This window comes from Variovorax sp. P5_A3, assembly GCF_056400665.1.
In genome coordinates this window covers 1-17,130 of the sequence record NZ_JBFUKW010000006.1, presented here as the reverse complement: position 1 = coordinate 17,130, position 17,130 = coordinate 1, and the positions used below count along the sequence as shown (strand labels likewise).

Here is a 17,130-nt window from a genome sequence, read left to right as displayed (position 1 = left end):
CATCATGAACACACCCAAGAAAATCGATATCCATTCGCACCACTTTCCGCTCGTGACCCGGGCCGAGGCGGTCGCGTTCAGTCCGGAATCGGGGCCCTGGCTGCGCATCGACCCCGATGGCGAGCACGGTCAGATCATGCAGAACGACCAGCCCTTTCGCCCCATCGATCGCGTGCTATGGGATGCGCAGACCCGGCTGGACGATATGGATGCGCAAGGAGTGGACATTCAGATCAGTTGCGCTACGCCGATCATGTTCGGCTACAGCGCACCGGCACGCAAGGCGGCGGACTGGGCACGACGCATGAATGATCACGCGCTCGAGTTTGCAAGCGCCGATCCGAGTCGACTGAAGGTACTCGCCCAGGTGCCCATGCAGGATCTTGATCTGGCGTGCGAAGAGGCGACCCGGTCCATGGCCGACGGCCATGTCGGTGTGCAGATCGGCAATCACCTCGGCGATCGCGACATGGATGACGATCATCTGGTCGATTTTCTCGTCCATTGCGCGAACGGCAGCATCCCGGTGCTGGTCCATCCGTGGGACATGATGGGCGGTGCGAACCGCATGAAGAAGTGGATGATGCCGTGGCTGGTTGCCATGCCGGCGGAGACGCAGCTGAGCATCCTCTCGCTGATTCTTTCCGGTGCGTTCGAACGCATCCCGAAGTCGCTCAGGATCTGCTTCGCCCATGGCGGCGGCGCTTTCGCTTTCCTGCTGGGAAGGGTGGACAACGCCTGGGCGCATCGGGACATCGTGCGGCAGGACTGTCCCCATCCGCCGTCGAGCTATGTCGATCGGTTCCACGTCGACAGCGCGGTGTTTGAGCCCCGCGCGCTCAAGTTGTTGAGCGATGTCATGTCGACCGACCGGGTGATGCTGGGATCGGACTATCCGTTCCCGTTGGGCGAGCCCAGGATCGGCGCGCTGATCGAAGGCTCGGACTTCCTGTCACCGACGGCGAAGTCCCGAATGCTCGCCGGCAATGCCAGCGACTTCTTCTCGTTGGACGCGATGCCGCCTTCGAGGACCTTCGACGGATCCGGCGAAGCGCCAATGAGCACCTGGAACAACTCCGAACTTATGAAACACATCGAATGAGCGCGTGCTTCATCAATGGCTACACCTTCATGAAAAGAACCCCATGACCCCTGATCAACTGTCAAAGGCGGCGCAGTCGTTGCGCGATGCAGCGCTAAGCGGCGACTATGTGGCACCGCTGCGAGAGACGTATGCGGACATCGATGCAGACGCGGCGTATTCGATCCAGCGCATCAACACCGAGCACCGGATCGGCTCGGGCCGCCGTGTGGTCGGCTGCAAGATCGGGCTGACGGCACGGGCCGTGCAGGCCCAGCTTGGCGTGGACCGGCCGGACTTCGGCATGCTCTTCGATGACATGGGATACGGAGACGGCGAGCCGATCCCGCTGTCGGTGTTGCAGCAGCCCAAGATCGAAGCCGAGGTGGCCTTCGTCTTCGGGCGTGATCTGAATGTGGAGAACCCGACGCAGGTCGACGTGATGAACGCGATCGAGTTTGCGCTGCCGGCACTCGAGATTGTCGGCAGCCGCGTGGCGAACTGGAACATCAAGTTCGTGGACACCGTGGCCGACAACGCGTCTTCCGGGGCGTTTGTCCTGGGCAGCACGCCGCGCAAGCTGTCGGAGTTCGATCTGCACTTGTGCGGCATGGTGATCAATCGCCGGGGAGAACCCGTCTCGGTAGGCGCAGGTGCAGCCTGCCTGGGAAACCCGATCAACGCCGTCGTCTGGCTGGCACGCACGATGGCGCAACTGGGCCGGCCGCTTCGCGCTGGCGATCTCGTTCTGTCCGGCGCACTGGGACCGATGGTGCCTGTCGCGCCTGGGGATGTCTTCGACACCCGCATCAACGGACTCGGCCATGTCAAGGCCGTGTTCGAAGCCTCAGCCAAGGAACATCCATGAGCCAGATCCTCGAATACGCACGAATCCTGGACGAGGCCGCGCGCTCCAGCCAGGCCGTCGGCCAGATCGACCCCCAGGGCAGGATGTCGCTGAGTGACGCCTATGCGATCCAGGCCGCCTCGATCCAACGCCGCATCGAGCGCGGCGAGCGCCGCGTGGGTGTGAAGATGGGCTTCACGAGCCGCGCCAAGATGATTCAGATGGGCATCGACGACGTGATCTGGGGGCGCCTGTCCAGCCGGATGCAAGTGGAGGAGGGAACGCCGGTCGCGTTCTCGCGCTTCGTGCATCCGAGGGTCGAGCCGGAACTGGCCTTCGTGCTGCGCAAGCCGCTCGCCGGCGATGTGACTGCGGTGGAGGCACTCGCCGCGGTCGAAGCGGTCGCCCCGGCGCTGGAGATCATCGACTCTCGCTACGAGGACTTCAAGTTCAGCCTGCCCGACGTGATTGCCGACAACGCGTCCTCGAGCGGCTTCGTGATCGGCGCATGGAGTGACCCGCATCAGGACTTCAGCAACCTCGGCCTGACCTTGAGCATCGATGGCGTCGTGAAGCAGGTCGGGTCGACCGCCGCGATCCTGGGCCATCCGCTGCGTTCGCTGGTCGCGGCAGCGCGGCTCTCGGCGGCTGCCGGAGAACCGCTGCAGGCGGGATGGATCGTGATGGCGGGTGGCGCGACGCCGGCCGAGTGGATCCATCCCGGCCAGTACGTCGCCATCGAAATGGAGCGACTCGGTGTGGCGGGCTTCTACGTCGAGGACTGAGCCAGTCCGAGCGAGCTCTCCTTCCCTTTTTCAATATGAAGAAAGCAAGATGACAAACAAACTGAAGGTCGCGATCATCGGCCCGGGCAATATTGGCACCGACCTGATGATCAAGGTCATGCGCAACAGCCGGTACCTCGAGATGGGCGCAATGGTGGGCGTCGATCCGAAGTCGGACGGGCTCGCACGCGCTGAACGGCTGGGCATCGCGACGACGGCCGAGGGCATCGAGGGCCTGGTGCGGCTCGGCGTCTTCGAGGACATCGACATCGTGTTCGATGCAACCTCCGCGGGCGCACACAAGCGCCACAACGAGGTCTTGCAGGCGCACGGTGTGCAAGTGATCGACCTGACACCCGCGGCCATCGGACCGTATGTGATCCCGGCGATCAACCTCGAAGCCGAGAATGCAAGCAACATGAACATGGTCACCTGCGGTGGCCAGGCGACCATCCCGATGGTGGCCGCCGTCTCGCGGGTGGCGAAGGTGCACTACGCTGAAATCGTGGCTTCGATCTCCAGCAAGAGCGCGGGACCCGGGACGCGGGCCAACATCGACGAGTTCACCGAAACCACGAAAGCGGCGATCGAGATACTCGGCGGCGCGGAGCGCGGCAAGGCGATCATCGTGCTGAATCCGGCAGAGCCGCCGTTGATCATGCGCGACACCGTGTTCGTGCTCTCCGAACTGGCCGACCAGGCAGAAGTCGAGGACAGCATCGAGGCGATGGTGGCGCGCGTCAATGCGTACGTTCCGGGCTACAGGCTGAAGCAGCGCGTGCAATTCGACGAGATTGCGCCCGACAAGCCGCTGAATGTCCCCAAGCTCGGGCCTCGCCATGGCCTGAAGACTTCGGTGTATCTGGAGGTCGAGGGAGCGGCGCACTACCTGCCGTCCTATGCCGGCAACCTCGACATCATGACTTCGGCCGCGCTCGCCTGCGGCGACATGATGGCCCAACGACGCATTGCCGGCGGCATCGCCCGTGGCCTGAAGGAGACGACATGAATCCGGGCAAGAAGCTCTACATCAGCGACGTGACCTTGCGCGACGGCAGCCATGCCATTCGCCACCAATACAGCATCGCCCACGTGAAGGCGATCTCCGCGGCGCTCGACGCGGCAGGCGTGGACAGCATCGAGGTCGCGCATGGCGACGGCCTGGAAGGTTCCAGCTTCAACTATGGCTTCGGTGCGCATACGGACGTCGAGTGGATCGCCGCAGTGGCCGAGACGGTGAAGACAGCGAAGGTGGCGACCCTGCTGCTGCCGGGCATCGGAACGACCCACGACCTTCGCAATGCCTACGACGCCGGCGCGCGGATCGTGCGCGTGGCCACGCATTGCACAGAGGCAGACGTTTCTCGCCAACACCTGGAATACGCGCGGGAGCTCGGCATGGAGCCGGTGGGCTTTCTGATGATGAGCCACATGACCACGCCCCGGAAGCTTGCCGAGCAGGCGCTTCTGATGGAAAGCTACGGGGCCACTTGTGTGTACGTGGTCGATTCGGGCGGCGCGCTGGGCATGGGCGACGTACGCGACCGCTTCCGCGCTTTCAAGGAAGTGCTGAAAGCCGAAACGCAGACCGGGATTCACGCGCACCACAACCTCAGCCTCGGCGTGGCGAACTCCATCGTTGCCGTCGAAGAGGGGTGCGACCGCATCGATGCCAGCCTGGCCGGCATGGGCGCGGGAGCCGGCAATGCGCCGCTGGAGGTTTTCATCGCGGCCGCCGAGCGCCAGGGCTGGCACCATGGCACCGATCTGTATCGGCTCATGGACGCAGCGGACGACCTCGTGCGTCCACTGCAGGATCGTCCGGTGCGCGTGGACCGTGAAACGCTCGCACTCGGCTACGCAGGCGTGTACTCCAGCTTCCTGCGGCATGCGGAGGCGGCTGCGCGGAAGTATGAGCTGAAGACCGTGGACATCCTGGTGGAACTCGGCGCGCGGAAGATGGTGGGTGGCCAGGAGGACATGATCGTGGATGTCGCGCTCGATCTGCTCAAGCGCAGGGAGCGTGCGCAATTGCACGCAGAGCCCGTCATGAGCGAGGCGGGCTGATGGTGGCATCGCGGCATCGCGGCATCGCGCGCGAGGACGAAGCGCATGCCTAATGGCATAGGCCATGAGATAGCCATTGCCGTCCACCCATTTTGCATTCTTTAGTACTACATTTCGATGACAGCGGGATTGTGGCCCGCATGTTTGGGGGAGGTGCCATGAGAGCCTGTTCGGGCCAAGCGTCACAAGCAGTGAAGCGGCGGCAGTGCCATGTGGATCCCCGGTAATCACCGAGCCGCCGAGAGCCTGCCCGAGTTTTCGGACACGACCTGCTTTGTGCCCTGCAAGCGTTGTTCCGAGTTGCTGCAGGAGGACGATCGGTTCTGCCGATTCTGTGGCGTGGACCAGTTCGACACTGACCGTTTCAACGCGGAACCCGTCGTCGGACCGCCCCCCGATACGTCGACTGTGTTTGCGTTCGGGTCACCGCCGGTCGACGTCGATTTTGCGGACACGTTGCAGCCGGAGGAGCCCACGGCGATCGTTCTCCACCGGGCCACGATGCTCGCCGCCAACGAAGCGGCGAAGCCGGATTGCGTCATGGAGCTACGCACGAACACGTCCGGTCAGAGAAAGGTGCTGGAGGGCAGCGCGCCAGTTCAAGGGACAGGCAGTTCCATGATCGCGTTTCGTCTCGCGATCGGCGTGTTGTCGCTGGGGGTGCTGCTCGCGCTCGCCCTGGGCCGCAACCTCGATCTCGAAAAGCTCTGGGCGACGGCCGATCAGCAGACGCAGGCCGCCTTGCCCCGCAGCGATCCGAGTGCCACGAATCCCGCACTCGGCGTCTCGAGTTCCGTGGAGGCCTTGAATCGACAAGTGCCGCTGCGCAAGCAGGAAGCACAGCCAGTCCAGGCCGACACGCGCGATCAGCTTCGAGAGGTCGCTTCGGAAGTGTTCAGGGCGCTCGGACTGGGTGATCCCGCCGCGCCCACTGCACAGCCCGACGTGTCTCTGCGGGCAACGATGGTTGCGGACCCCAGCCGCGCGAGCGGCGCGGCGGTTGCGAAGCAAGACGGGTGTAGCGAGGCGCTCGTCGCGCTCGCGATGTGTCCGACGCAGTGACTGTCAGAGCGGGCCTTTCATTCCCGCCCTGGACCGTCCTCGTGTTCATGGACCCATCTGGCCGCCTGCTGCTCCGCGTGTCGGAGGGCCTCGGCAGCCGTCGCGTAGGCATCCGTGTCTCGCGGCAACTCGGTCTGCCGACCTGCATCGCCGACGCAGATCACAACGGGCAGGAAGGTTCCATTCGCATGAGGCTGCGCCCCGCAAAGGAACGCTCTGCCTCGGTAGGCAAATGCCTGAAATTGCTTCGGCACAGACCCAAGCGACGACAGCACGGCATCAGTCATTCTTGTCTCCTGAAAAGTTGAAGGCCCACCATCATCGCCAACTTGCGCGCGGACGGCTGGTAACGTTGTCGGAAGAGGGCGCTTGACCCTGAGCGACCAAATTGCACGCAGGCCCCCTTCAGCACCAGCGAGCCGCCGGTTTCTCTCACGCGCGCGGGAGCGGCGGGAGCGAAGCGCATGCCCCCGCCTGACTCCAAGTGCATGCGTTGACGAAAAAGGATGACGGGGCGCCACACGACCTCGTGCTAAGAAACGGAACTCCGACATGGGCAGTCGCGTCGTCCCACAGCGTTGCGACAACCGTTTTCCCACCCCACCCTCACGAGGAAAGTCATGACGATCCAGATCAATGGTTCGACGGTAGAGATCCCCGACGATCCGCGGATTTCCTTGCTCGACTTCGTACGCGAGCACCTTCATCTCTTCGGCGCCAAGAAGGGCTGCAACCAGGGGGCTTGCGGCGCTTGCACCGTGCTTGTCGATGGCGAGCGCGTGCTCTCCTGCCTGGCGTTGACGGTGCAATTCGAGGGCCGCTCGGTCACTACCGTCGAAGGGCTCGCGCCGAAGGGCGAGCTGCACCCACTGCAGAAGGCCTTCATCGAGCACGACGGCTTCCAGTGCGGCTACTGCACGCCGGGCCAGATCTGCTCGGCCGTGGGGATGGCCGACTAGCTTCGGCCGGCGATGCGCGACGCCAGGCACGCGTCGCGAAGGCGAGTGGCTCGTCGGCATGGGCTGCGCGACCGCAACGTATCCGTACTACCGCATGCCGGGCGGGGCGGCGCGCATCACGCTAAAGAAGGATGGCCAGGTCACGGTCGAGGTTGCTGCCCATGAAATGGGGATGGGCACCGCAACGGTGCAGACGCAGGTCACTGCCGCCCGGCTTGGCCTGCCGATCGAGCAGGTGCGCTTCTGCCACGGCGACTCCCGCTTCCCGGGGCTCGTGCTTGCCGGCGGCTCGCAGCAGATGGCCTCAATCGGCAGCGCGGTCATGGCAGCGCAGCAGGCACTCTTTACCGAACTGCTGAAGCTCGCGGGCAAGGATTCGCCTCTGCATGGCCTCAAGCCCGATGACGTGGCCGGCCGCGACGGCGGTCTGGTCAAGCTGGACGAATCCGGTCGGTTCGACAGCTACAGCGCCATCCTGACGCGGGCGGGGCGCGATGAACTGGTGGCAGAGGCGAGCGCGCCGCCGCCGCTGGAGACGCAGCATTGGTCGATGCACTCGCACGGTGCGATGTTCTGCGAGGTTCGGGTGAACGCGGTGACCGGGGAAACCCGCGTCAGCCGCTTCCTCGGCTCGTTCGACTGCGGCCGGATCCTCAATGCCAAGACCGCGGCCAGCCAGTTCCGCGGCGGCATCGTCATGGGGCTGGGCCTCGCGCTGATGGAAGAGACGCAGTTCGACGAGCGCAACGGCCGCGTCATGAATCCGAGCCTCGCCGAATACCACGTTCCCGTGCACATGGACGTTCCCGACATCGACGTGATGTGGACCGACATCCCCGATCCGCATTCCCCGATGGGTGCCCATGGCGTCGGGGAGATCGGCATCACCGGCGTCGGTGCGGCCGTGGCCAATGCGGTCTTCAACGCGTGCGGAAAGCGTGTCCGTGCCTTGCCCATCACACTGGACAAGTTGATGCCCTGACCGAATGTGTTGCTCTATACCAACGAGCGACCACTGACTTCAAACCCTGTCAACCGCGGGCCGGAGGCGTCGTTGTGACTTGACCATCTCTGATGGCACCATGTCGATCCCAACTCCCAAGGAATATCCAATGAGTAAACTTCTCGCCGTCCTGATTGCGGGCCTGTTCACGGCCGGCGCCTATGCCCAGAATCCGGCAGGCACCTCGTCGGAACAGCAACCGATTACGAACAGCAAGGCGCAAAACCGCGCACAGGCCAAGGCGGATTCGCGCCCCCAAGGCAAGGTGAAGAAGCCGGCGGGCGATACGCTCAACAGCACCGAGCTCAACCCCGAAGCCAGCGGTGGCAAGGCGGCCGTGGCTGGGCAGAACAGGGCCAATTCCAAGGCGCAGGGCCAAGTCAAGAAGCCGAAGGGTGACGAAGCGAACAGTGCCGAACTCAACCCAGAGGCAAGTGGTGGCAAGGCCGCCGCAGCGGGCCAGGCCAAGGTCGAGGCCCGCGACGCCAAGGCGGCAGCGAAGCAGAAGTAAGCCGACCGTCCCACAGCATCCCAGGGGCGCGATTGCACGGCGCGGGCGACGGAAGCCCGTTCTTGCTGTCGGCCCCATGGGCGTTCATCTGCACTCCTGGATGCATCCGCGGTGACGATCAATGACCACACCGGCCTTTTGATCGTTTTCAGTACGGAGCAGGCCGGGCGCCGTAGACGCGCGCGAACGGCATCTACGTACCAGCGGGCAGTTGCGGATCGATGTAGGTGAACTGATTCGGAACCGGCAGGGCGAGGTTCGAGTACGAAAACGACAAGCTGACGTCCAGCGACCGCACCTGGTGCCACCAGCCCAGCGGCAGGAATATCGTCTCACCCGGCTCGACCACGACATCGAGCACCCGCACACCCTCGAACAGGGGAAACTGCTTCAGGTCGACCGCATCCAGGTCGATCGGGCTGAACACACCATTCGTGTTGTACAGGCGCGGCCCTTGGAGCGGCGAGATCAGGCGCCAGCGCTTGCGCCCGACAACCTGCGTATGGAACAGCATCAACGTGTCGTGATGCAGGGGCGTCACCGTGCCGCCAGGTCCGAACCAGAACGACGAGCGCTCTGCCAGTTCCGCGCGATTGCAGCAGGGCGGCAGGCTGCCGATGTCATTCAGCAAGGGGGCGAAGTCGGGCCGTCGCAAGGCCTCGTTGTTGGCAGTGAGGTAGTAGTCGTTGCTTTCGCCGCCGCGCACCACCTGGTCGACAAAGTCGGCCAGGCGCACGGAGCGCCTGTGCGACAGCTTGTCTTCCTCGTAGCGCGGATTGAACTGGCGTTCGGCCTGGATCTCGACATCGAGATGACCGAATCGCGACTTGAGATCGGCGGGCGACCAGCGCTCCATCGCGGGCCAGTCCCGCGCGTGACCGGTGAGGACCACCGGGCGACACCCGTGGACATAACGCTGGATGAATTCCTCGTCGGAGACCACCGCACGCTTGTCCACCGTGCCGTAGGTTGGATCGAACTCCCACAGCATCTGCAGGTTGGCGACCGTCGATTCGAGCTTGCGCAGCAACTGCGCCTGGCGCCTGGCCGCGGTGAAGATAGGGTTGCCTGGCACCAGTTCGATCACCGATGCGCTGGTTTCGCGATCGAGGCCGGCAGCAGTCATGACGGCGAGCATCGATTCCGGCGTACAGCCGCGCAGATGCTGATCGGCTACCCAGCCTAGCCACTCGAGCGACTTGAGCGTTTCCGGATCCTGTGCTTCCGTTGGCGGCGTGAGGTCCCCCGCTTGTTTCGGGCGTGGCGGCGGTGGGAGCGTGGGCAGATTCGTTGTCACGCGGACTCCTTCGAGATCGCGGGATTTTTGATTGAGTCGGGCATTCATGATTTCCATTGTTCCATTCCCGGGCGCGCTCATTTGCGCCTGGAAGACTTCGCCCTGCGCTCGGCTTGCGGTATCGCGACCTCTTCCCGGTGCGCCTCGCGCTGAACCAGCGCGGCCACTGTGGCCGCATGGCTTTCACGCAATTGGGTGATCTCGCGGTCGGATTGTTCCTGGTGGCGCTGCAATTGTGAGGCGAGGTCGCTGGCCCGCTGTTCGGCGCCGGCCGCGCGCTCGCGCTGCGTCGCAAGTTCAAGCTGCGTTTCCAGATGTTGGCGCGCCCAGGTGGCTGCTGCATCGCGCCGCGATGCCTCTTCATCCCGGAGCGCCTGGGCGGCCGCCTCGCGCGCACCGCGGGCAGCTTCCAGATCGGCCGCGCGGGCGATCTGTTCCTTCGCGAGATCCGCCTTGGCCTGGCGCGTCGCCATGCGCTCGCGATCGATCTCCGACAACAGGCGACGCTCCTGGGCGAGATGGCGCTCCTCGGCTTCGTCGGCGGCGCGCTGCCGGGCCTGCAGCTCCATCGCGGACTTTTCGCGCAGCGCTTCCTTGCCGGCCAGGGCCTCTTCGAGGGCCTTGCGCAGGCGCCGGAGTTCCGCTTCCGCTTCGCTGAGCACGCGGCCGGATTCCTGCTGCTGCGCTTGCATCTGGGCCTGCATGGCCTCGACCGCCTGCCGCGAAGCCATCAGCGCCTCATCCAGCTTTCCGCGCGTCTGCTCGAACGAGCTCTCGCGCTGATGCAACTCGGCACCCTGTCGCGTCAGCGCTTCGCGCTCCAGCTCGAGTTCGCGCCGCGTTGCCTCGCTGCGCTGGACCTGCATCCGGGCCGCCTCGCTACGCGCCACGTCCCAGAACTGCTGGGCGGCCTGGACGATGGAGAGCGGAAGGTCGTCCTCGCGCGGCTGGCCCTGCGGAACGGCGCCGACCAGCCGGGCGGGCAGCCGGGCGAACCATTCGTCAAGCATGGCACTGACCGTGTTGGGCGAGCCGCCTCCGAGGCGCTGGCGCACACGCTCGATCGTTGGCTTGAGGCCTTCGGCGACGAGCGCATCGGCAACACCGAGGACGTCCTCGAGCTGAACGCCGGGCCGGCCCGGTCGACGGCCCGTGAGGTAGGGCGTGGCGCTCGGATTTGCTGGTTGCATGACTTCCTCCGGGGTGCTATTTTTAGGTCTCATAAGTAAATTTATGAGACCTAAATTAGGTTATTCCTTAATACATCATACATATTAAGATAAATATTACTCACAAACTATGAATCCAGCGTCCGTGTCTGTTCCCGCCTTGCTTTCGGTGCACCCGGTGCTGGACCCAGCCCGGCTGTCACAACTGACCGAGGCCTCGGCGCGCGAGTTGATCCGCCAGGGCCAGTCGGCCAATACGCAGGCGTCGTATCAGGCGGCCATGCGCTACTGGTCCGCCTGGTTCGCAGCGCGCTATGGGCAGGAGCTCAGGCTGCCGGTGCCGGTGCCCGTGGTCGTTCAGTTCATCGTGGATCACGCCGCCCGCGAACAGGCTGAAGCGGAGGCTTCCGACGAGAGGATCGACGGCAAGAAGGCGACCAGGAAAAAGGCGCCTCTCGTGTTCGATCTCCCTCGGGAAATCGACCTCGCACTGGTCGCCCACGGCTACAAGAAGAAGCTGGGCGCCTATGCGCAAAACACGCTTGTGCATCGGCTGGCTGTCCTGTCGAAGGCCCACCAGAACGTGAATGTCGACAACCCTTGCCACCACACACAAGTGCGGGAGTTGATCAAGAACGTCAGAAGTGGCAATGCCAAGCGTGGCGTGAAACCCCGCAAGCAGGACGCACTGACCAGAGAGCCCTTCCAGGCGATCCTCGCGACCTGCGACGACTCCGTGCGCGGCAAGCGGGATCGCGCGCTCCTCCTCTTTGGCTGGGCCAGCGGCGGCCGCCGGCGCTCCGAGATTGCCGACGCGACGATGGAAAACCTGCGCAAGGTCGGTTCGCGCGGCTTCCTCTACACGCTCGGGCGCTCCAAGACGAACCAGGACGGCCAGGACACCCCCGACAACGACAAGCCGGTCGCGGGCCAGGCTGCGGCGGCGATGGAAGCGTGGCTTTCAGCCAGCGGCATCACCGAAGGTCCGATATTCCGACGCATCCTCAAGGGAGGAAAGGTGCTCGAAGAGGCGCTGGATCCGACTGCCGTGCGCAAGATCGTCAAGCAACGGTGCATCCAGGCCGGCCTTCCGGGGACCTTCTCCGCGCACTCGCTTCGATCGGGCTTCGTGACAGAGGCCGGCCGGCGCAAGATGGACGCGGCCGATGCCATGGCGATGACCGGGCACCGCAACTACCAGACGTTCATGGGCTACTACCGCGCCGAAGATCCGCTCGACCGTGAGGCCAGTCGCATGCTGGACGACGAACCGGGGCAGGACGCTTGAGGCTTGCCCACCGGCCGGCGTGCTCACGCACTCATCAGAATGACTGCCGACAATTGTTTCCACGAACGAAAAACCGCGGTTCGAATAACTAAGGGTTTTCACTAGGGTTTCGGCGCAAACTTCGTCCCACAGACCAGCCGACAAGCTGATCTGGGTGAACAGGGCACCGAGCGAGGTGGCCGCCAAGATGGCGGCCACCCACCCAAGACCGGTTCGACTTCATCCAAATCATTTGAAGGAAATCACCATGAACTCCGTATCCAAGCTTCTCTCCGGTTTCGCCCTCGCGATCATTGCGGCGGCCGGCGTTCACGCCGAAACCTATGACGGCGTCCATGCGCCGGTGTCGGCCAACAGCCGTAGCGACGTCAAGTCGGAAGCGGTTGTCGCAGCGCGCAGCGAGAACCCGTATGCAGAAGGCGCTTCGGCCGGCGTGCCGCAGGTGATCGCTGGCGGGGTTGATCGCTCCAGTGTTCGTTCGCAAGCCGTTGTGGCCGCCCACAGTGCGAACCCGTACGCGGAAGGTGCCTCGGCGACGGTCGCTCCGATCCTGGCCGCCAGCGCTGTCGATCGGGCGCGCGTTCGCGCCGAAGCTCGCGCAGCTGCCCGCAGCAACGAGCTCGCACTCTAAGGCCAAGCAACTGAAAAGGCCGGGCCCTGCGAGAGCAGGGCCCGGCCTCTGCCAGCTTCAGGCCATATCAGCGCTCGATCCGCCGGAGCAGTGCCAGCACGACATCGAGCGCCACGGGCTTGACGACATGATGGTCGAAGCCCGCATCGCGCGTGCGCTCGCGGTCGTGTTGCTGGCCCCAGCCGGTCAAGGCGATGACCAGGACGCGAGAGCCCCAGTCCGTCGCGCGCAGGCGCCGGCAGACCTCGAATCCGTCCATGTTGGGCATGCCGAGGTCCAGCAGCACGACCTCCGGTCGCATGGATTCGCACAGGCGCAGCGCCTGCTCCCCGTCGTAGGCGACGTCGACCGCGTGGCCCTCGGCGCGCAAGGCCTCGGCCAGGCTGTCCGCCGCATCCTGCAGGTCGTCGACGACCAGCACGTGGCGAGCGTCCTGGCGCGCCGCCGGTGCGGCTTCCGATGGATCTGAAGGTGGCGTCGGCCGGCGCGTGGTCAGCAACGGCAGCCGCACCTCGAAGCTGCTGCCGCGCCCCAGGCCTTCGCTTCGCCCCAGGATGCTGCCGCCGTGCATCTCGACCAGGCCTTTGGCCAGCGCCAGGCCGATGCCCTGCCCGCCCTGCGAACGGTTTGACGTCGATTCCACCTGGCCGAACATCTCGAAGATCTGCGGTATGTGCTGCGCCTCGATGCCGACACCGTTGTCCGTGACCGTTACCACCGCATGCGCGCCCTCACGCACGCACGCCAGTGAGAGGGCGCCATGCGGCGGTGTGTATTTGGCGGCGTTGATCAGGATATTCGAGAAGACCTGTGCCAGCCGCGTCAGGTCGCCTTCCAGTTCGAGTTCCTCCTCCGGCATCGAAACGCGCAGGGTGTGGCCGGCGGCCTCCACGTGCGGCGCGGCGATCTCCGTGGCATGCTCGATGACGGTCGCGAGGCCAAGGACCTTGGGGCGCAAGCGAAGTTGGCCTCGGCTCAGCCTGGACGCGTCGAGCAGGTCATCGAGCAGATGGGTCATCTGCTTGACCTGGCGCGCGATGATGTCCTGGCACCAGGCGGCTTTCGGCGCCCCCGGCCCGGCGCGGCGCAGCACCTCGAGGGCGTTGGCGATCGCCGCCAGCGGGTTGCGCAACTCGTGGGCCAGCACGGCGATGAAACGGTCCTTCTTGCGGTCCGCCTCGCGCAGCAGCACTTCCGATTGCTTGCGGTCGCTGATGTCCATCGTGATGCCGAAGTTGCGCAGCGCCCGGCCTTCGCCGTCGTACTCCGCCTGGCCCCGATGGGCCACCCAGGCTTCGGTCCCGTCCGGCCGCACGATGCGGAACTCGTGCACGAAGGGCCGGCCCTCGGCGATTGCCTCGCCGCGAAGCCGGACAAAGTCCTCCCGTTCGTCGGGATGGAGCAGGTCCAGCACGCTCTGCGGCGTCGGCACGAAGCTGTCCGGACTGACGCCGAAGACCTCATAGGTCTGCGCCGACCACCAGAGCTCGCCGTCGCGGAGATTCATGTCGTAGGCGCCCATGCGGCCGACGTTCAGCGCCAGTTCCAGGCGCTCGTGCTCGATGCGCAACTGTTCCTCGGCCTGCTTGCGCTCGGTCTCGGCCAGGGCCCGCTCGGTGATGTCCATGCCATTGACGAAGATGCCGCTCACCTGGCCCTCGGCGTCCTTGAGGGGTTGATACACGAAGTCGACGAAGCGATCGACCGCGGGATGGTTCGATGTTTCGCGCGTCTCGAACCTGGCACCGTTGGCCACGAAGGCCGCGCCGGTGGCGAACACCCTGTCCAGCAACTGGACGTAGCCTTGCTCGACCGCTTCCGGCAAGGCTTCGGCCACCGTCTTGCCGAGCACGGGCCGTCCGCCCACGAGGGTCAGGTAGGCCGGATTGGCCAGCTCGAACCGGTGCTCGGGTCCGCGCAGCAGCGCCATGAAGGTGGGCGACTGGTCGAACAGCTGGGCCAGTTGGTTTCGCTCGTCGGCGAGCTGACGCGCCGTCAGCACCTGCTGCGTGGTTTCGGTGCACACCACGAGCACCCCGCCGATTCCGCCGGGCGCGGTTTCATCGTCGATCGGGCTGTAGCTGTACGTCCAGTACACCTCCTCCACGTGCCCGTACCGGGTGATGGGAACCAACTGGTCGCGATGCCAGGTCGCGCCACCCCCGGACATGACCTGTTCGATCTGCGGATTGATGATGTCCCAGATCTCCTCCCACACCTCGCGCGCCGGGCGTCCGAGCGAACCCGGGTGGCGTTCCGGGCCGATCGAACTGCGGTAGGCATCGTTGTAGAGACAGGCCCGCTCGGGACCCCACCAGATGTACATAGGGTGCCCGGTGTTGAGCATCAGCCGCACGACGGTGCGCAATGACTGCGGCCACAGGTGCGGAGGGCCGAGGGCCGTGCCGGACCAGTCGTGCGCACGCATCAGCGCGCCCATTTCACCGCCGCCACGAAGGAAGTCCGGGACGCCGGCCTCGTCGTCGAGGTTCTCATCCTGCGGCTGCGCAGTTGTTTTGCTCATGGAGGGGCTTGGACGGCGCTGGCTTGGTGTGAGGACCTCAGAATACGATTCTTGTCACTTTGCCATGGCGTGGGCATCCCCGCTTGAAATATTGGGGGGCGAGGCCGCGAAGCGCCAGGGACACGGCCGACAGCGCTGGCGCACAAAAAGAGAGCCATTGGTGGGGTGGTCCACGCAAATGGCTCTGGAGACGCGCCGATCCGGGAACCGGCGCACTTGCAACCGAAATCCCTTTTGTTGTTTGGACCGGCGCGCGTCGGACTTGTTCCCTGCTTTCTCATCTGGATGAGCAACAAGGCGGTACAGGCCTTGTGCCCTCTGGCGCCGCCGCACGGCGTCACCGTTCCGATCGCACATCAACGCATGTTGAATTTCAAGCACCCAGCCGCGCAGCCTTCGCAGTTGGTCTCGATCGTCCGTCGCACCAGTGCCCATATGCGCTCGGCGACAGGCGAAAGCATCCGATTTCTTCGGCGGATCATCATGATGCTGCGCTGCACCGTTGGCGTGAGAGGCAGCGCGACCAGCGATTTCAAGCCGCCCGGCGGCAAAGCCAAGGCTGGCATCACGCTGATCCCGATTCCGGCATTCACCAAGCCCAGGACGGTGGTCGGATGCCCGACCTCTTGCTTTACTTCACATGAAACGCCGTGCCGCGCAAGCGCTCCATCGATCAGACGACGGCTTCCGGAAGCGTGGTCCAGCAATACCAGTTCGGCCCCTTCAAGGGCGGTCCAATCCAGGTCCTTCACCTTTGCAAGTGGATGATCGATCGGAGCGACCATCACAAAAATGTCGTTGACGACCACTTCAAAATGGAAGTCGGTCATTGAGGGCGGCTCGACCACTACGCCGAAATCCACCTGGCCGATACGCACGCTCTCCAGGACGTCTTCGTTGGTGCGGTCGACCAATATGAACCGAATCCCGGGCGCCTGAATCGCACAGGTCGCAATGCACGTCGGCATCAGATTGGCCGAGAGCATCGAACTGCTTGCCACGCTGACGGTGCCGCCGTCGGCGTCTGCGAGGCCGGCGACTTCGTCAAGTGCCTGATCCAGTTCCTCGAGCACGCGATCGAGTCGAGCGGCCAATGCGCGGCCGGCACCGGTAAGGCTTACTTCGCGCGTTGTTCGGTCGATCAATCGAACGCCCACCAGGGATTCCAACTCGACAACTGCACGACTCACTGCCGATTGGGTCAGTCCCATCTCGTCACCAGCACGCGTGAAATTCTGTCTCTTGACGATGGACGTGAACACGCGCAGCTGGTGCAGAGTGATGTTCATGAAAGAGAAATCATGCTTTCACTCTAGTCCGATGAACACCCCACTTCAGACATGATCTTGTGCGACATGGTGACTGCCATCGCCAGCGCTGCGGTCGTGAACTCCGCTTCGCTCATGCCCAGAATTTCGCAGATGTTCTTGATCTGGCCGGCGCTTTGCGGGCCGAGATCGAACTGAGTTGACTGGCAGTCGACCGGTTCGGGTCGCACTGCGACTTCGAGCGGCAAGTTGAGTGTTTGCCTGTACCGGCGATGGAGTGCCTTGTAGCGGATCAATGCTTCAAGATCGAGCGGCATCGGTGCCTCGCAAAGGAGATTGTGTGGATCGAGGGTGGCCGCAGTGAACTGGCTCACGGTCCCGTAGCAGCAGCCGCCGCGGCATTGGCCTGCGTGATGCAACGCCTGCGCATGGGCGCCAGGATCAGCTTGGCCGACAGCCCGGCTGCGATCGTGATCACCGCCGTCAGGATGAACACGCGGTCCCAGTTCCCGTCCGCCGACAGCACCGACGCCAGCGGCACCAGCAGCGCCGCCGTCCCCTTCGCCGTGTACAGCGTGCCCGCGTTCGCCGCCGCGTTCTTCACCCCGTAGGTATCCGCGCACAGCGCCGGGACGGGA

Annotated in this window: 16 protein-coding genes and 2 pseudogenes; 11 read left to right on the top strand and 7 right to left on the bottom strand. The window is 64.5% G+C overall.

The annotated features are described in order from the left end of the window. Nucleotides 1-4: 4 nt before the first annotated feature. The 6 genes from AC1D3B_RS10980 to AC1D3B_RS10955 all read left to right on the top strand — a co-directional run bounded on the left by AC1D3B_RS10980 (nt 5) and on the right by AC1D3B_RS10955 (nt 5,842). On the top strand, nt 5-1,102 hold the full coding sequence (locus AC1D3B_RS10980; RefSeq protein WP_478190693.1) for an amidohydrolase family protein: 1,098 nt from the start codon (nt 5-7) through the stop codon (nt 1,100-1,102). Nucleotides 1,103-1,145: 43 nt separating this feature from the next. Beyond that, nucleotides 1,146-1,949 carry a 2-keto-4-pentenoate hydratase gene (mhpD, locus tag AC1D3B_RS10975; RefSeq protein WP_478190692.1) on the top strand — a complete coding sequence of 268 codons (804 nt, stop codon included), beginning with the start codon at nt 1,146-1,148 and terminating at the stop codon, nt 1,947-1,949. Then, the gene (locus AC1D3B_RS10970) at nt 1,946-2,713 is read left to right on the top strand and encodes a 2-keto-4-pentenoate hydratase (RefSeq protein WP_478190691.1); all 768 of its coding nucleotides are present in this window, start codon (nt 1,946-1,948) and stop codon (nt 2,711-2,713) included. Before mhpD ends, AC1D3B_RS10970 begins: the two co-directional genes overlap by 4 nt. Before the next feature lie 49 nt (nt 2,714-2,762). Then, entirely contained in the window at nt 2,763-3,722 is a 960-nt protein-coding gene (locus tag AC1D3B_RS10965; RefSeq protein WP_478190690.1) for an acetaldehyde dehydrogenase (acetylating), read from the top strand. Beyond that, on the top strand, nt 3,719-4,780 hold the full coding sequence (gene dmpG / locus AC1D3B_RS10960; protein WP_478190689.1) for a 4-hydroxy-2-oxovalerate aldolase: 1,062 nt from the start codon (nt 3,719-3,721) through the stop codon (nt 4,778-4,780). The genes AC1D3B_RS10965 and dmpG overlap by 4 nt, the downstream gene beginning before the upstream one ends. Before the next feature lie 339 nt (nt 4,781-5,119). Beyond that, entirely contained in the window at nt 5,120-5,842 is a 723-nt protein-coding gene (locus AC1D3B_RS10955; RefSeq protein WP_478190688.1) for a hypothetical protein, read from the top strand. A 17-nt stretch (nt 5,843-5,859) separates the two neighbouring features. On the opposite strand, the gene AC1D3B_RS10950 is transcribed toward AC1D3B_RS10955, so the two are convergent. Beyond that, on the bottom strand, nt 5,860-6,129 hold the full coding sequence (locus AC1D3B_RS10950) for a hypothetical protein (RefSeq protein WP_478190687.1): 270 nt from the start codon (nt 6,127-6,129) through the stop codon (nt 5,860-5,862). A gap of 333 nt (nt 6,130-6,462) precedes the next feature. Between AC1D3B_RS10950 and AC1D3B_RS10945 the strand changes: the two genes are divergently transcribed. The 3 genes and pseudogenes from AC1D3B_RS10945 (at nt 6,463) to AC1D3B_RS10935 (ending at nt 8,315) form a co-directional block, all read left to right on the top strand. Beyond that, nucleotides 6,463-6,801: a (2Fe-2S)-binding protein gene (locus tag AC1D3B_RS10945; protein WP_478190686.1), complete on the top strand. Its 339-nt coding sequence runs from the start codon at nt 6,463-6,465 to the stop codon at nt 6,799-6,801. Nucleotides 6,802-6,832: 31 nt separating this feature from the next. Then, a pseudogene (locus AC1D3B_RS10940) lies at nt 6,833-7,783 on the top strand (xanthine dehydrogenase family protein molybdopterin-binding subunit); the annotation flags it as partial. 130 nt (nt 7,784-7,913) lie between these two features. Further along, on the top strand, nt 7,914-8,315 hold the full coding sequence (locus AC1D3B_RS10935) for a hypothetical protein (RefSeq protein ID WP_478190685.1): 402 nt from the start codon (nt 7,914-7,916) through the stop codon (nt 8,313-8,315). Nucleotides 8,316-8,508: 193 nt separating this feature from the next. Here AC1D3B_RS10935 and AC1D3B_RS10930 read toward each other — a convergent pair whose 3' ends face one another. Beyond that, a complete protein-coding gene (locus AC1D3B_RS10930; RefSeq protein ID WP_478190684.1) occupies nt 8,509-9,612 on the bottom strand; it encodes a cupin-like domain-containing protein in 1,104 nt (367 codons plus the stop codon). 77 nt (nt 9,613-9,689) lie between these two features. Then, entirely contained in the window at nt 9,690-10,802 is a 1,113-nt protein-coding gene (locus AC1D3B_RS10925; protein ID WP_478190683.1) for a DNA-binding protein, read from the bottom strand. Between the two features lie 124 nt (nt 10,803-10,926). Between AC1D3B_RS10925 and AC1D3B_RS10920 the strand changes: the two genes are divergently transcribed. Both AC1D3B_RS10920 and AC1D3B_RS10915 read left to right on the top strand, forming a co-directional pair. Then, on the top strand, nt 10,927-12,069 hold the full coding sequence (locus AC1D3B_RS10920; RefSeq protein WP_478190682.1) for a site-specific integrase: 1,143 nt from the start codon (nt 10,927-10,929) through the stop codon (nt 12,067-12,069). Nucleotides 12,070-12,316: 247 nt separating this feature from the next. Next, nucleotides 12,317-12,700 carry a helicase SNF2 gene (locus AC1D3B_RS10915; protein WP_478190681.1) on the top strand — a complete coding sequence of 128 codons (384 nt, stop codon included), beginning with the start codon at nt 12,317-12,319 and terminating at the stop codon, nt 12,698-12,700. A gap of 67 nt (nt 12,701-12,767) precedes the next feature. On the opposite strand, the gene AC1D3B_RS10910 is transcribed toward AC1D3B_RS10915, so the two are convergent. The 4 genes and pseudogenes from AC1D3B_RS10910 to AC1D3B_RS10895 all read right to left on the bottom strand — a co-directional run. Continuing rightward, nucleotides 12,768-15,224 (bottom strand): ATP-binding protein, encoded by a 2,457-nt coding sequence (locus AC1D3B_RS10910; protein ID WP_478190680.1) that lies wholly within the window; start codon nt 15,222-15,224, stop codon nt 12,768-12,770. 356 nt (nt 15,225-15,580) lie between these two features. After that, complete coding sequence (locus AC1D3B_RS10905; protein ID WP_478190679.1) at nt 15,581-16,513, bottom strand: LysR family transcriptional regulator; 933 nt, start codon at nt 16,511-16,513, stop codon at nt 15,581-15,583. Between the two features lie 23 nt (nt 16,514-16,536). Next, nucleotides 16,537-16,866, bottom strand: coding sequence for a hypothetical protein (locus AC1D3B_RS10900; protein WP_478190678.1), 330 nt, complete (start codon nt 16,864-16,866; stop codon nt 16,537-16,539). Next, nucleotides 16,863-17,130, bottom strand: a pseudogene (locus AC1D3B_RS10895) (oxalate/formate MFS antiporter); the annotation flags it as partial. The gene AC1D3B_RS10900 and the pseudogene AC1D3B_RS10895, both read right to left, overlap by 4 nt.

Excerpts from the sequence above, each read along its gene's own strand:
- AC1D3B_RS10915 (WP_478190681.1), top strand. The coding sequence starts at position 12,317 with ATGAACTCCGTATCCAAGCTTCTCTCCGGTTTCGCCCTCGCGATCATT.
- AC1D3B_RS10980 (WP_478190693.1), top strand. The coding sequence starts at position 5 with ATGAACACACCCAAGAAAATCGATATCCATTCGCACCACTTTCCGCTC.
- AC1D3B_RS10970 (WP_478190691.1), top strand. The coding sequence starts at position 1,946 with ATGAGCCAGATCCTCGAATACGCACGAATCCTGGACGAGGCCGCGCGC.
- AC1D3B_RS10950 (WP_478190687.1), bottom strand. The coding sequence starts at position 6,129 with ATGACTGATGCCGTGCTGTCGTCGCTTGGGTCTGTGCCGAAGCAATTT.
- mhpD (WP_478190692.1), top strand. The coding sequence starts at position 1,146 with ATGACCCCTGATCAACTGTCAAAGGCGGCGCAGTCGTTGCGCGATGCA.
- AC1D3B_RS10935 (WP_478190685.1), top strand. The coding sequence starts at position 7,914 with ATGAGTAAACTTCTCGCCGTCCTGATTGCGGGCCTGTTCACGGCCGGC.
- AC1D3B_RS10905 (WP_478190679.1), bottom strand. The coding sequence starts at position 16,513 with ATGAACATCACTCTGCACCAGCTGCGCGTGTTCACGTCCATCGTCAAG.
- AC1D3B_RS10910 (WP_478190680.1), bottom strand. The coding sequence starts at position 15,224 with ATGAGCAAAACAACTGCGCAGCCGCAGGATGAGAACCTCGACGACGAG.
- AC1D3B_RS10965 (WP_478190690.1), top strand. The coding sequence starts at position 2,763 with ATGACAAACAAACTGAAGGTCGCGATCATCGGCCCGGGCAATATTGGC.
- AC1D3B_RS10945 (WP_478190686.1), top strand. The coding sequence starts at position 6,463 with ATGACGATCCAGATCAATGGTTCGACGGTAGAGATCCCCGACGATCCG.
- AC1D3B_RS10925 (WP_478190683.1), bottom strand. The coding sequence starts at position 10,802 with ATGCAACCAGCAAATCCGAGCGCCACGCCCTACCTCACGGGCCGTCGA.
- dmpG (WP_478190689.1), top strand. The coding sequence starts at position 3,719 with ATGAATCCGGGCAAGAAGCTCTACATCAGCGACGTGACCTTGCGCGAC.